A 13,563-nucleotide genomic window follows, 5' to 3' on the forward strand; every position below is an offset into this window, starting at 1 on the left:
GGGACGGTGTGGGAGAGTAGGTCACCGCCGGACAATCTTTCACGTAGGGCCCTCACCGTTGGTGGGGGCCTTTCGTGCTTTCCAGGGGTCCTTTCCTTTTACGGAGAATTTCCCCTCGTGGCTTTTCCGGCGTTCCTGGCCATGGGCAGGAACGCGGCCTGCCCTGGACTCTTCATGGGCCCGTCCGGGACCAGCCCAGGACGTCAGTAGGCTGGAGACGTGGACTATCGAGCGGTTGAACAAGCGATCATGCAGCGTGGCGTCGAGTGGAGCTTCGAGCCCAGCCTCGACAGGATCGCCGCGCTCGTGGACCTGCTCGGTTCCCCGCAGCATTCCTATCCCGTCGTGCATGTGGCCGGTACGAACGGCAAGTCGAGTACGACCCGGATGATCGAAGCACTTCTGCGTGAGCGCAACCTGCGTGTCGGCCGGTTCACCAGCCCTCACCTCGTTTCCATGCGCGAGCGCATCAGCGTGGACGGCGTCCCGCTGAGCGAGGAGCGCTTCATCGAGGTGTACGAGGACATCGCGCCCTACCTGGAGATGGTCGACTCACAGGGGCGGAGGCTCTCCTTCTTCGAGACCCTCACCGCGATGGCGTTCGCCGCCTTCGCCGATGCTCCCGTGGATGTGGCGGTGATCGAGACGGGGATGGGGGGCGTCACCGACGCCACCAACGTCGCCGACGGCACCGTGGCGGTCATCACGCCCATCTCCCTCGACCATGTCGACTACCTCGGGCCCGACGTCGAGACGATCGCAGGGGAGAAGGCCGGCATCATCAAGCCCGGGGCGACCGCCGTGCTGGCGCAGCAGGAGCTTCCCGCCGCCTCGGTGCTGATGAGGCGGGCCGCCGAGGTCGGTGCCACCGTGGCACGCGAGGGGCTGGAGTTCGGCGTGCTGAGCAGGGAACTCGCCATCGGTGGGCAGTTGGTCCGGCTCAAAGGGCTCAAGGGAACCTACGAGGACATCCTGCTTCCCCTCTACGGGGCTCACCAGGCGGGCAACGCGGCCTGCGCACTTGCCGCGGTGGAGGCGCTGACCGGTGGGGATGAGCCTCTCGACGCGGAGTTGGTGCGGCAGGCGTTTCTGGGGGTGCGCTCGCCCGGCAGGCTTGAGGTGGTCCGCAGAGGGCCCACGGTGGTCGTCGACGCCGCGCACAATCCGGCGGGGATCCGGGCCAGTCTGGACGCCGTGCAGGAGTCCTTCGACTTCGCGAAGCTCATCGGAGTGGTGGCGGTGTTCGAGGACAAGGACGTCCAGGGCATCCTGGAGCTGCTGGAACCGATGATGGACGAGATCGTGGTGACCAGGAACTCCTCGCCGAGGTCCATGGATGTGGACGATCTCGCCGCGCTGGCCGAGGAGATCTTCGGCCTTGACCGGGTGCATCAGGTCGAGAGGCTGGACAGCGCGATCGACCGGGCGATCGGCATCGTCGACGCTCTGGGAGAGTTCAGCGGGGCCGGGGTTCTGATCACCGGGTCGGTGGTGACCGCCGGTGACGCGCGACTTCTGCTCAAGGCGGACGAGGCACAGTGAGCGAGCAGGACACCGCGAACGGCCAAGAGCGTGATAAGCCGAAAAACGCTCTTATTGGACAAGTCGGGCGGACGGGGCGCAGTGAGTAGACAGGTCACAGTGAGCGGGCGAGGCGGGATGAGCCGGTCGGGCGTGGCGGGTCGTCGGGCGCGGTCGTGGCGACTCCGGAAGGACAGAAGATGATCACGGTCACTCCCGGGATGAGGCGTCTCTGCGCCAGCGTGCTCGGCATGCAGGCCATAGTCGTCGGTCTGTTCACGCCGGTCGCGATCAACATCCAAGGCGTCGAACCGACCCTCGCGTTCACCGTCGGCCTCGGCCTGGCGCTCCTCTGCGTGGTGGTGATCGGCCTGCTCAGGCGGCCTTTCGCCTACCTCGCGGGAAGCGTCATCCAGGTGCTCACCATCGCCTCCGGCTTCATGGTCCCGGCGATGTTCTTCCTCGGGGTGATCTTCGCCGCGCTGTGGATCACGGCGATATTCGTCGCTCGCCGTGTCGAGGGCGTGACTTCTCGCTAAAGTCGGCCAACATGGCCGTCCCTCCCATCCAGCCGACTCGGGCGGTGCCCGCCGGGCCCACCGGCCTGGTGCGCGTGCTCCGGGTCTCCCTGATGATCGACGTTGTCCTCGGACTGCTCGTCGCGGTAGTGCTGCCGCTGGCGATCGTCGCCATTCCCAACACCATCTCGGTGGTCGCCGCCCTCCTGCCGCCGGACATCTCGCAGATAGCGATGATCAGAGCGCACGGGCTGGCGCTTCCCGCGATGGTCCTGACCGTGCCGGTGGCGGCGGTGGCCGTGCACCGGATGAGGGCGGCCCCGATGATGGTCGCCGGGCTGACCCTGCTCGCCTTCGCCGACGTCGCCGGCGGATACGCCGGGTCAACGGCGCTGGTAGGGGTCCTGCGGGTCCTGCACGGGGTCGGAGCGGGCCTGCTGGTCCCCGCCACCCTGATGGCCGTCCGGGGGCGTTCGACGCTCCTGCGGGCCGTGTGGGCGGCCGTGTTGACGGGTAGCCTGCTGGCCGCTCAGGCGCTCGCGCTGTGGCCCCTCGACCAGGTCGACTCCTGGCGCGTCACCCTCCAGCCGTACCCGATGCTCACCGGGGTCGCGCTCGCCCTCGCCGCGCTCCATCTGGTGCTGTGGTTGAAGGAGGGCGAGGGCGGCACGGGCCCCGTTCCGGTCGTCGCCGAACGCGGACGCACGCTGTGGGTGGTCGTGCCCGCCGCGGGCGTCGCGGCCCTGGCTCTGGGCAGCACGTTCGACTGGTCACCGAATCTGGTGATCCGTGCGGCGCTGGTGTCCATCCTCGTCCTGCTCGCCCTGGCCTCCTCCGGTGTCTCGAAGGGGGCCGCCGGTCGGGCGCCGGCCTACGCGATGATCGCGGTCGGCGTCGTCGCCCTGCCCACCGCAGCCCAGATCACCTACGTCGAACTCGGAGGGCTGGGAGGACCGGGGCTGTCCGGCCTGTGGCCGGCCTTCGTGATCGCCGCGTTGGTGGGCCTCCTGTCCGCGCTGTCGGCGAACCGGCTGGGCGACGCGGCCATGCCCATGGTCACCGCGGGTGGGCTCGTGGTGATGGTCGCGGGCCTGTGCGCCGTGCGGCTGTTTCTTCCCGCCCCGGGCGGGCTCCCGCTGATCCTCCCGTTCGCGCTGCTCGCGGGCGGTGCCTCGGTGGCGCTCACCGGTGCGTTGCGATCCTGCGGCGAGGGGGCGGCGCTTCTGGCGCTGTCGCTGTTCTTCCCCGCGGTACTCGTGGGCTTTCTGCTGGGCAGTGGCGTCCAGGTCAACCGCCTGAAGGACGCCACGACCCCGCAGGCGCTGGTCGACGGGTTCGTGGACGCCCTGCACCTGTGGGCACTGCTCGGGGGCGGACTGGTGCTCGTGGTGATCGTGCTCGGCGCCGTTCTGGCTCGCCTCCTGCCAGGCACCCCGGTGAGCCCGGGGGACACCCGGGACACTCCGGCAGGTGCGGGCGGCTTCTCGCCCGCGGCGCGATCCACTTCCGGGCTGGTGCCTCCTCCCGCCGGGGAGGCCGATTCCGCCGGTGGCGCGTGGCCGGCCGCCACGGCGTCGGGACCTCCCGGAAGGGTCGGTTTTTCCAGGCAGGTCAAGCCGTCCGAGCGGGCCGGGCAGCCCGGGCGGTCCGAACAGGACGGGCAGGTGGGACACGGGGTGGTGCGGCCACGGTCCGAGGCCGCACCGAGGCCGCAGGGCCGTCCTAATCCCGAGGCGGGACCTATGGCCGCGACCGGATCCAAGGGCGGGTCCGCGGCCGTCACCGGGGGAGGGCAGGGGGTGGGCAAGGGCGGGAGACCCAGGCCCCGGCACGAGCCCGACCGTGTTCCCGAGCGCGACCCCGAGCCGGAGACGGAGGCCGAGCCGGAGAAGGTCGTCGCGCCGCCCGTGGTGGTGCCCCCGCCCGCGCCCTCGCCCGAGGACGGTCCGGGAAGTGGGCCTGCCCTCCAGTGACCTCGCCGACCACGGGTAATCGCACGAAGGACGGTAAACTTCGCGCGATTACCGCAGTCCGCGACCCATACATGTTCAAAGGAGAACTCCAGTGTCCGAGCGCACTCTTGTCCTGATCAAGCCCGATGGTGTGGCGCGTGGTCTCATCGGCGATGTGATCGCCCGTGTCGAGCGCAAGGGGCTGAAGGTCGTGGCGCTGGAGCTGCGCACCCTGGACGTCGAGACCGCCAAGACGCACTACGCGGAGCACTCCGAGCGGCCGTTCTTCGGCGAGCTGGTGGAGTTCATCACCTCCGGCCCGCTGGTCGCGCTGGTGCTTGAGGGGCCGCGGGCCATCGAGGCCTTCCGCGGTCTCGCGGGCCTCACCGACCCCGTCAAGTCCGCGCCCGGCACCATCCGCGGCGACCACGCCCTGGAGATCGGCGAGAACGTCGTGCACGGCTCCGACTCTCCCGAGTCCGCCGCGAGGGAGATCAAGATCTTCTTCCCGGATCGCTTCTAGAACACGCGCTTTCGCCGCGATTGCCGGGCCCCGCCGTCCTTGTGGACGGCGGGGCCCGCCTTGTTCGGTTAACCCAAGATTTTGCTGCGGCAGGCCGCCTCATTGCGCTCAACGGTGGGTACGTCACGTTACGATTCGAGTGCGTTCCGTAGTTTTCGCCGACGACCTGACGGAAGGAGGCCGGCCTTCCTCATGGGCAGCAATCTTGCTTTTCTGGGCCGTGACATGGCGGTCGACCTCGGCACCGCGAACACCCTCGTGTATGTGCGGGGCCGCGGGATCGTGCTCAACGAGCCGTCCGTCGTAGCGATCAACACCGCGACGGGGAAGATCGTGGCCGTTGGTATCGAGGCCAAGCGGATGATAGGCCGCACTCCCGGCAACATCGTGGCCATCCGCCCGCTCAAGGACGGCGTCATCGCCGACTTCGACGTCACCGAGCGCATGCTGCGCTACTTCATCCAGCGGGTGCACAAGCGCCGCCACTTCGCCAAGCCGCGCATCATCATCGCCGTGCCGAGCGGGATCACCGGTGTCGAGCAGCGAGCGGTCAAGGAGGCCGGTTACCAGGCGGGTGCGCGCAGGGTCTACATCGTCGAGGAGCCCATGGCGGCCGCGATCGGCGCCGGGCTTCCCGTGCACGAGCCCACCGGCAACATGGTGATCGACATAGGCGGCGGGACCACCGAGGTGGCGATCATCTCGATGGGCGGTGTGGTCACCAGCCAGTCGATCAGGGTGGGCGGCGACGAGCTCGATCAGGCGATCATCACCTTCGCGAAGAAGGAATACTCGCTGATGCTCGGTGAGCGCACCTCCGAGGAGATCAAGATGGCGATCGGTTCCGCGTGCACGCTCCCCGAGGAGAGCCACGCCGAGATCCGGGGCCGCGACCTGGTCAGCGGCCTGCCCAAGACGATCGTGGTATCGGCCGCGGAGATCCGCAAGGCCATCGAGGAGCCGCTGAACGTGATCGTCGACGCGGTCAAGACCACGCTCGACAAATGCCCGCCCGAGCTTTCCGGAGACCTGATGGACCGCGGGATCGCCCTCACCGGGGGCGGTGCGCTTCTCAAGGGCATGGACGAGCGGCTGAAGGCGGAGACGGGCATGCCGATTCACCTCGTCGACAACGCCCTCGACTCCGTCGCGCTCGGCTCGGGCAAGTGTGTCGAGGACTTCGACGCCCTGCAGCAGGTCCTGGTCCCCGAGCCGCGGCACTGATGAAGGACACCCGCAGGGCACGGGTCAACCTGGGGCTGCTGCTCGCCTCCGCACTCGTGCTCGTGACCATCGACCACCGTTCGGTCACGGAGTCGCCGTTCGGTCCGCTCAGGACGGTCGGCACGACGTTGTTCGGCGCCGCGGAGAGCGCGGGGGCGGGACTCGTACGACCGGTCGGCGAGTTCTTCGAGGCGATGGCCGAGGCTCCCTCGGCGCGGAGCCGGATCGAGAGGCTGCACGCGGAGAACCAGCGACTCAGGCACGATCTGGCGACGCAGAGCCTCGACCGGGAGCGCTCCAGGGAGCTTCGCAGGCTGCTCGGTGTGGCGGGGACCGGCGGATACAAGATCCTGACCACCCAGGTGATCGCTCGGCGCGGCGCTCCCGGGTTCGAGGAGGCCGTCGAGCTCGACGTGGGGCGCGCCGACGGAGTGCGTCCGGAGATGACCGTTTTGAATGCCGATGGCCTGGTCGGCAGGGTGGTTCAGGTGGGCCCGTCCACCTCGACGGTGGTTCTGCTCAGTGACCCCGCCTCGGCGGCCGGGGCCAGGCTGGAGGGCAGCAACGAGATCGGGGTGGTGCACGGCGTGGGGGAGAACGGTCGCCTGGTCCGCTTCCGGCTGCTCGACTCGACCGCGCCGATCACCCCGGGGCATCGCATCGTGAGCTTTGGTTCCCAGCGCGGCGCACCGTATGTGGCGGGGGTGCCGATCGGGGTGGTGGAGCGGGTGGAGGCCACGCCGGGTGAGCTGACCCGCATCGCGTACGCGCGGCCGTCCGCGGATCTCACCTCGCTGGACGTGGTCGGGGTGGTGGTGCAGGCGCCGCAGCGCGACCCGCGTGACACGGTGCTTCCGCCGGCCCCGCGCAAGGCGAAGGTCTCGGCACCGGGGCGGTCCACGCCGCGCTCACCCGAGTCCGACGCCGAGTCCGGGCCCGGCTCCGAGGACGGCTCCGAGGACGGCTCCGACTCCGAGGTCGACTCCACCTCTGAGTCCGGTCGGCGAGAGGCGGGGGTTCCCCGTGGCCGGCGAGAGGGGGCCTGAGGGGATGGGGCGCAACGCGATGTTCGTGGCGCTGCTTTTGGGGATCATGATCCTCCAGGTGACCGTCGTCAACAGGCTGCCGCTGCCGGGGCATGCCGCGCCGGATCTGGTGTTGCTCGCCGTGGTGGGGTACGCGCTGGCACGCGGGGCCGCAGCGGGGGCCGTCATGGGCTTCGCCGCCGGCCTCGTCAGCGACCTGCTGCCGCCCGCGGCGCATCTGCTCGGGCACAACGCGCTCGTGTTCTGCCTCATCGGCTTCATGGCGGGACGGGCGGTGGAGAGCCGGCCGGCCGCGGGGCCGCTCGCGGCGCTGGCCTGCGCGATCGCCGGTCCCGTGGTCGCCCTGGTGACCGGCGCCCTGGTGGGGGATCCGCGGGCCGGTGTGTCCATGCTCACGGCGGTGCTGCCACAGGCGATGATCTACAACCTGCTAGCCGCGCCACCGGTGGTGTGGATGGTGCGAAGGGTCGTCAAGGGGCCGGAGCCGCGCCCCATCCAGATGCCCCGCTCGGCCATGCGGAGTCGTGCATGAGATCACGTACGCGGCATCGTGCGCGGTGGGGTTCCCGGTGCGTGCGCCGCGAGGGGTTCGGCGGGGCGTGGACGGGGGGTTTCCGCGAGGTGTGCGGGGAGGAGCGGTCATGGGCCTGATGCGAGGGCGCCTGGTCGTGGTGCAGGTGATCGTGGTGTCGATGCTGGCGTTGCTCGCGGTGCGGCTCTGGCAGGTGCAGGTGGTGAGTGGCCGGGAGTACGTGGAGGCAGCGACCGAGACGCGTACGCGTGATGTCGTCGTCCCGGCGGTGCGCGGACAGATCCTCGACGCGACGGGCCGTCCACTGGTGCGCAACCGGACCACCCTGGTGGTCTCGGTCGACCGCACCCGCCTGAACCGGATGGCGGGCAACGGCGAGGAGGTGATCAAGAGGCTCGCCGCCGTGCTCGACCGCCGTCCCGGCGAGTTGCGGGAGCGGATCAGGGCGTGCGGGCCCGGGGTCGCCCGTCCGTGCTGGCCGGGATCCCCGTACCAGCCGATCCCCATCGACGTCGACGTGACCACGCGCGAGGCCCTGCAGATCCTGGAACGGCAGGAGGAGTTCCCCGGCGTCACGGCCGAGGTGCAGGCCGTGCGGGAGTATCCGCGCAAGGGCGCGGGCGCGCAGGCGCTCGGCTACCTGCAGCCGATCACGCAGGAGGAGCTGGACAAGCGCGACGGGCTCAGGGCGGCGTTCTCCGGGGTCGACCTGGTGGGCAGGGACGGACTGGAGTCGGTCTACGACGTGCCGCTGCGGGGGACGCCCGGGATGAGGCGGGTGCAGGTCGACCGGCTGGGCAAGGTCATCGGGGTGGAGCGGCACGTGCCGCCGATCCCGGGCGACACGCTCATCACCAGCATCGACGCCAGGGTGCAGACCTTGGCGGAAAAGGCGCTGGCCGAGGCGATGAAGGGCGCGCCCAAGGCAGACGGGGCGGCGGCGGTGGTGCTGGACGCGAAGACCAGCCGGGTGATCGCGCTGGCCAGCGCGCCGACGTATGATCCGGCGGTCTGGACCGGAGGCATCTCGGAGGCGGAGTACCAGCGGTTGCTGTCGGGCAAGACCGGCAAGCCACTGGTGTCGCGGGCGATCAAGGGCGAGTTCGCGCCCGGTTCGACGTTCAAGGTGTCGTCGGTGTCGGCGATGCTCAGGGACGGCTATCCACTGCACGGCAAGTACGACTGCCCGGGGTCCTACATGGTGGGCGACCGGCCGTTCAACAACTTCCGCGGCATCGGACTGGGCACCCTCGACCTGCACACGGCGCTGGTGAAGTCGTGCGACACGATCTTCTATCGGGCGGCGTACGAGCAGTGGCTGCGCGACGGCGGTCTCGATCCCAAGGGGAGGCCCAAGGAGCCGATGGCGAACATGGCGCGTGCCTACGGGTTCGGCCGCCCCACCGGCGTCGACCTGCCGGGCGAGTCGCCGGGCAGGATTCCCGACCGGGCATGGAAGAAGGCGCTCTGGGCGGTGACGAAGGAGGACAACTGCCGGCGGGCCAAGACCGGTTATCCGGAGGTGGCCAAGAGCAGCCCCAGCAGGGCGGCCTTCCTCAAACGGCTGGCGTACGAGAACTGCCTGGAGGGATTCCAGTGGCGGCCGGGTGACGCCGCCAACTTCTCCATCGGGCAGGGCGACGTGCTGGTGACGCCGCTGCAGTTGGCGGCGGCCTACGCGGCACTGGTCGGGGACGGCAGGCTGCGCAGTCCCAGGGTGGCCTGGGCGCTGGTGCGTCCCGACGGGACCAAGGTCAAGGAGATCAAGGTGCCGGTGGTGGGCAAGTTGCCGATCACGCGGGAGGAGCGGGACTACATCAAGGGGGCGTTGAGCGAGGTCGCCTCCGACGGCACCGCCGCCGGGGCCTTCGCGGGGTTTCCCATGGACAAGGTCAAGATCGGTGGGAAGACCGGCACCGCCGAGGTCTACGGCAAGGCCGACACGTCGTGGTTCGCCTCGTTCGCCCCGACGAACAACCCGCGGTTCGTGATCGTCGCCATGGTGTCCCAGGGCGGGATGGGCGGTCAGACCGCGGCTCCGGCGGTACGGAAGATCTACGAGGGCATCTACGGGTTCAAGCCTGACGGGAAACCGTCCTCCTCCATCCTGCCGGGTGGGCGCCCCGCGAGGGCTCTTCCGGTGATCGCCAAGGATGGGACGGTGTCGCGATGACCCCCGTATCGGCGGCGGTGACGTCCGCGAGTGAGGCCGCGTGAGTCGGGCGGCGCCGCCGAGGACGTCCCTCACCGGCCGGACGGTGGCGGCGGTCTCCACGGTGGGCCGGATGGACGGATTGATGCTGGTCGCCGTGGTCGCGCTCGCGGTGATCGGCACGATGCTCGTCTGGTCGTCGACCAGGACCTGGGCGCCCGGCTCCACCGGGCTGGTCAAGAAGCACATCCTCAACCTCGTCATCGGGGCCGTGCTGGCCGGCACGGCCGCGATGGTGGACCATCGCGCGCTGCGGATCTTCGCGCCGCTGATCTACGGGGTGACGCTGATCGGGCTGATCCTGGTGATCACACCGCTTGGCAGCACCGTGAACGGCGCCCACTCATGGATCATGCTGGGGGGCGGTTTCGCGTTCCAGCCCTCCGAGTTCGCCAAACTGGGGCTGGTGCTGATGCTCGCCATGCTGCTGGCCCAGCAGGCCAGGGGCACCGACCGGCCGCGCAACCTCGATGTCGTGATCGCGCTGGCGGTGTCCTCCTTCACCATGGGCCTGGTGATGCTCCAGCCCGACCTGGGCACCACGATGGTCATCGGGGTGATCACGGCCGGCACGATGGTGGTGGCGGGGGTCCGCAAGCGCTGGATCGCCGGGCTCACCCTCAGCGTGATCGGTGCTGGGGTGGCCGTGTGGCTCCTCGATGTCCTGGAGCCGTACCAGATCGCCCGGTTCACCGCGTTCCTCAACCCGGCCAGTGACCCGCGTGGCGTCGGCTACAACAGCACCCAGTCGCTGATCGCGATCGGATCGGGGGAGGTGTTCGGCAAGGGGTTGTTCGGGGGTGGCCAGACCACCGGTCGTTTCGTGCCCGAGCAGCACACCGACTTCGTCTTCACGGTGGCGGGGGAGGAGTTCGGATTCCTCGGCTCGGTCACGGTGGTGGCGCTGATCGGGGTGATCCTGCTGCGGGGGGTGCGGATCGCGCGCGAGTGCGACGACCGGTTCGGCGCGCTGATGGCCGGTTCGATCGTGTGCTGGCTGGCCTTCCAGTCGTTCGTCAACATCGGGATGACGATCGGGATCATGCCGATCACGGGCCTTCCCCTGCCGTTCGTCTCCTACGGCGGTACCGCCACCTTCGCCAACATGATCGCCTTCGGGCTGCTCCAGGCGATCCATATGCGCAGGCAACCGTCGTTCAGCTGAGGAGTCCGGTGCCCGCTCCGGCCCCGCTGCGGAGCGGCCCGCCTGTGGCACCCTCTCCAGGCGGATATTCTTGACGGCATGTCTGTCGAGTCGTTGTTTCCCCGCCTGGAAGCGCTCCTGCCCAGAGTGCAGAAGCCGATCCAGTATGTGGGAGGTGAGCTCAACTCGACCGTCAAGGACTGGGACGAGAGCACGGTCCGCTGGGCGCTGATGTATCCGGACGCCTACGAGGTGGGCCTGCCCAACCAGGGTGTCCAGATCCTCTACGAGATCCTCAACGAACTGCCGGAGACGCTGGCCGAGCGGACCTACGCGGTCTGGCCCGACCTCGAGGCGCTCATGCGTTCCGAGGGCGTGCCGCAGTTCACGGTCGACGCGCACCGGCCGGTGAGGGCGTTCGACGTGCTCGGACTCTCCTTCTCGACCGAGCTCGGCTACACCAACATGCTGACCGCGCTGGATCTGGCGGGCATCCCGCTGGAGGCGGCCGACCGGGGCGACGACGACCCGATCGTGCTGGCCGGTGGGCACGCGGCGTTCAATCCCGAGCCGATCGCCGACTTCCTCGACGCCGCCGTGCTGGGCGACGGGGAGCAGGTCGCCATCGCGATCACCGAGGTGATCCGCGAGTGGAAGAGCGAGGGCTCGCCCGGAGGGCGCGACGAGCTGCTGATGCGGCTGGCCGAGTCCGGCGGGGTCTACGTGCCGAAGTTCTACGACGTCGACTACCACGCCGACGGCCGGATCCAGCGGGTCACGCCCAACAGGTCGGGGGTGCCGTGGCGGATCCACAAGCACACCGTGATGGATCTGGACGAGTGGCCCTATCCCAAGAAGCCGCTGGTCCCGCTGGCCGAGACCGTGCACGAGCGGTTCAGTGTGGAGATCTTCCGCGGCTGCACCCGTGGGTGCCGGTTCTGCCAGGCCGGCATGATCACCCGTCCGGTGCGCGAGCGCTCGATCACCACGATCGGCGACATGGTCGAGGCGGGCGTCAAGGCCTCCGGGTTCAACGAGGTCGGCCTGTTGTCGCTCTCCTCGGCCGACCACTCCGAGATCGGCGAGGTCGCCAAGGGGCTGGCCGACCGCTACGAGGGCACCAACACCTCCCTGTCGCTGCCCTCGACCCGGGTCGACGCCTTCAACATCGACCTGGCGAACGAGTTCTCCCGCAACGGCCGCCGCTCCGGTCTGACGTTCGCCCCGGAGGGCGGCTCGGAGCGGATGCGTAAGGTGATCAACAAGATGGTCACCGAGGAAGACCTGATCAGGACCGTCACCACCGCGTACACCCAGGGTTGGCGGCAGGTGAAGCTCTACTTCATGTGTGGCCTGCCCACCGAGGAGGACGCCGACGTCCTGGGCATCGCCGATCTGGCCAAGAAGGTCATCAAGGCGGGCCGGGAGGCCACCGGGTCGCGCGACGTCCGCTGCACGGTCTCCATCGGCGGTTTCGTTCCCAAGCCGCACACTCCGTTCCAGTGGGCGGGCCAGGCCGACCACGAGACGGTCGACCGCAGGCTGAAGGCGCTGAAGGAGGCTCTGCGGGGCGACAGGGAGTACGGCCGCGCCATCGGCCTGCGCTACCACGACGGCAAGCCGTCGATCGTGGAGGGCCTGCTCTCCCGGGGTGACCGCCGGGTCGGCAAGGTCATCCGCGCGGTGTGGGCCGAGGGGGGCCGCTTCGACGGCTGGAGCGAGCACTTCTCCTACCAGCGCTGGATGGACGCCGCCGCCGCGGTGGGCGTCGACGTCGACTGGTACACCACGCGTGAGCGCGAGGAGAACGAGGTCCTGCCCTGGGACCATCTCGACGCCGGGCTCGACCGCGAGTGGCTCTGGCAGGACTGGCAGGACGCGGTCAACGACGTCGAGGTCGAGGACTGCCGCTGGACCCCGTGCTACGACTGCGGCGTCTGCCCCACGATGGGCACCGAGATCCAGATCGGGCCCACCGGGAAGAAGCTGCTGCCACTCACGGTTGTCTGAGGTGGGCGGCGCGTGAGCACCGCCTCCGGAAACGACGACCACGATTCGGGAAGGACGACACCACCCTGAAACCCGCTCCTGACGGGCCGCCGCCCGCGCCCGTGGTGCAGCGCCTGCGCGTTCGCTACGCCAAGCGCGGCCGCCTGCGCTTCACCAGTCACCGTGACATCACCCGGGCCCTCGAACGGGCGGTCCGGAGAGCCGACGTCCCGGTGGCGTTCAGCGCGGGCTTCTCGCCCCACCCGAAGATCTCCTATGTGGGAGCGGCCGCCCCCACCGGGGTCGCCAGCGAGGCCGAATACTTCGAGATCAGTGTGACGCGTGAGTGTGATCCCGGCAGGCTGCGAGCCGCTCTGGACACCTCACTGCCTCCCGGTCTCGACGTGCTCGACGTCGTCGAGGCGGGCTCCGCGAGCCTGGCCGACCGGATGGAGTGCTCGGCGTGGGAGCTGCGGCTTCGAGGAGCCGATTCCGCCCTCGCCGGGGCCGCGGTCGAGAAATTCCTCGCCACGGAACACGTCGAGGTCGAACGCCTTACGAAGAAGGGGATGCGGCGCTTCGACGCACGTGAAGCGGTGCTGAGCCTCACGGTATTTGAGGTAACAGAGACAACAGCAGGTCAGGCGTCCAGTCAGCCATGTGTCATACTTCGCATGGTTGTACGGCACGAAACTCCTGCCGTTCGACCCGACGACGTTCTCACTGGACTGCGTCTTGTGGCTGACTTCGCGCCGCCGGTGCCCCCCGAGGTGACCAGGCTGGCGCAGGGCCCGCTGGACGTTCACACCGGTGAGCCCGCCGATCCGTTCGGCCTGGACCGCGACATCACGCGCGGCGGCGAAGCGGAACCGGTGGGCAGGCACGTCGGCGGCGACATATAG

Annotated in this window: 11 protein-coding genes; all 11 read left to right on the top strand. The window is 69.4% G+C overall.

Annotated elements, in window-relative coordinates; all coding sequences use genetic code 11:
* Positions 1-249: 249 nt before the first annotated feature.
* The 11 genes from ABT352_RS17140 to ABT352_RS17190 all read left to right on the top strand — a co-directional run bounded on the left by ABT352_RS17140 (position 250) and on the right by ABT352_RS17190 (position 13,563).
* A complete protein-coding gene (locus ABT352_RS17140; RefSeq protein WP_350946103.1) occupies positions 250-1,542 on the top strand; it encodes a bifunctional folylpolyglutamate synthase/dihydrofolate synthase in 1,293 nt (430 codons plus the stop codon).
* 179 nt (positions 1,543-1,721) lie between these two features.
* On the top strand, positions 1,722-2,060 hold the full coding sequence (locus ABT352_RS17145) for a DUF4233 domain-containing protein (protein ID WP_350945804.1): 339 nt from the start codon (positions 1,722-1,724) through the stop codon (positions 2,058-2,060).
* Between the two features lie 11 nt (positions 2,061-2,071).
* Entirely contained in the window at positions 2,072-4,012 is a 1,941-nt protein-coding gene (locus tag ABT352_RS17150) for a hypothetical protein (RefSeq protein ID WP_350945805.1), read from the top strand.
* Positions 4,013-4,103: 91 nt separating this feature from the next.
* Complete coding sequence (ndk, locus tag ABT352_RS17155) at positions 4,104-4,514, top strand: nucleoside-diphosphate kinase (RefSeq protein WP_350945806.1); 411 nt, start codon at positions 4,104-4,106, stop codon at positions 4,512-4,514.
* A 192-nt stretch (positions 4,515-4,706) separates the two neighbouring features.
* The gene (locus ABT352_RS17160) at positions 4,707-5,738 is read left to right on the top strand and encodes a rod shape-determining protein (protein ID WP_350945807.1); all 1,032 of its coding nucleotides are present in this window, start codon (positions 4,707-4,709) and stop codon (positions 5,736-5,738) included.
* A complete protein-coding gene (gene mreC / locus ABT352_RS17165; RefSeq protein ID WP_350945808.1) occupies positions 5,738-6,784 on the top strand; it encodes a rod shape-determining protein MreC in 1,047 nt (348 codons plus the stop codon). The genes ABT352_RS17160 and mreC overlap by 1 nt, the downstream gene beginning before the upstream one ends.
* Before the next feature lie 4 nt (positions 6,785-6,788).
* On the top strand, positions 6,789-7,316 hold the full coding sequence (gene mreD, locus ABT352_RS17170; RefSeq protein WP_350945809.1) for a rod shape-determining protein MreD: 528 nt from the start codon (positions 6,789-6,791) through the stop codon (positions 7,314-7,316).
* A 109-nt stretch (positions 7,317-7,425) separates the two neighbouring features.
* A complete protein-coding gene (mrdA, locus tag ABT352_RS17175; RefSeq protein WP_350945810.1) occupies positions 7,426-9,489 on the top strand; it encodes a penicillin-binding protein 2 in 2,064 nt (687 codons plus the stop codon).
* Between the two features lie 112 nt (positions 9,490-9,601).
* Complete coding sequence (gene rodA / locus ABT352_RS17180; protein ID WP_350945811.1) at positions 9,602-10,693, top strand: rod shape-determining protein RodA; 1,092 nt, start codon at positions 9,602-9,604, stop codon at positions 10,691-10,693.
* Positions 10,694-10,771: 78 nt separating this feature from the next.
* Positions 10,772-12,682 (top strand): TIGR03960 family B12-binding radical SAM protein, encoded by a 1,911-nt coding sequence (locus tag ABT352_RS17185; protein WP_350945812.1) that lies wholly within the window; start codon positions 10,772-10,774, stop codon positions 12,680-12,682.
* A gap of 101 nt (positions 12,683-12,783) precedes the next feature.
* Positions 12,784-13,563 carry a TIGR03936 family radical SAM-associated protein gene (locus tag ABT352_RS17190; RefSeq protein WP_350945813.1) on the top strand — a complete coding sequence of 260 codons (780 nt, stop codon included), beginning with the start codon at positions 12,784-12,786 and terminating at the stop codon, positions 13,561-13,563.

It is taken from the genome of Streptosporangium sp. NPDC000563 (genome assembly GCF_040299985.1).
In the GTDB taxonomy this organism is placed as follows: Bacteria; Actinomycetota; Actinomycetes; order Streptosporangiales; family Streptosporangiaceae; genus Streptosporangium.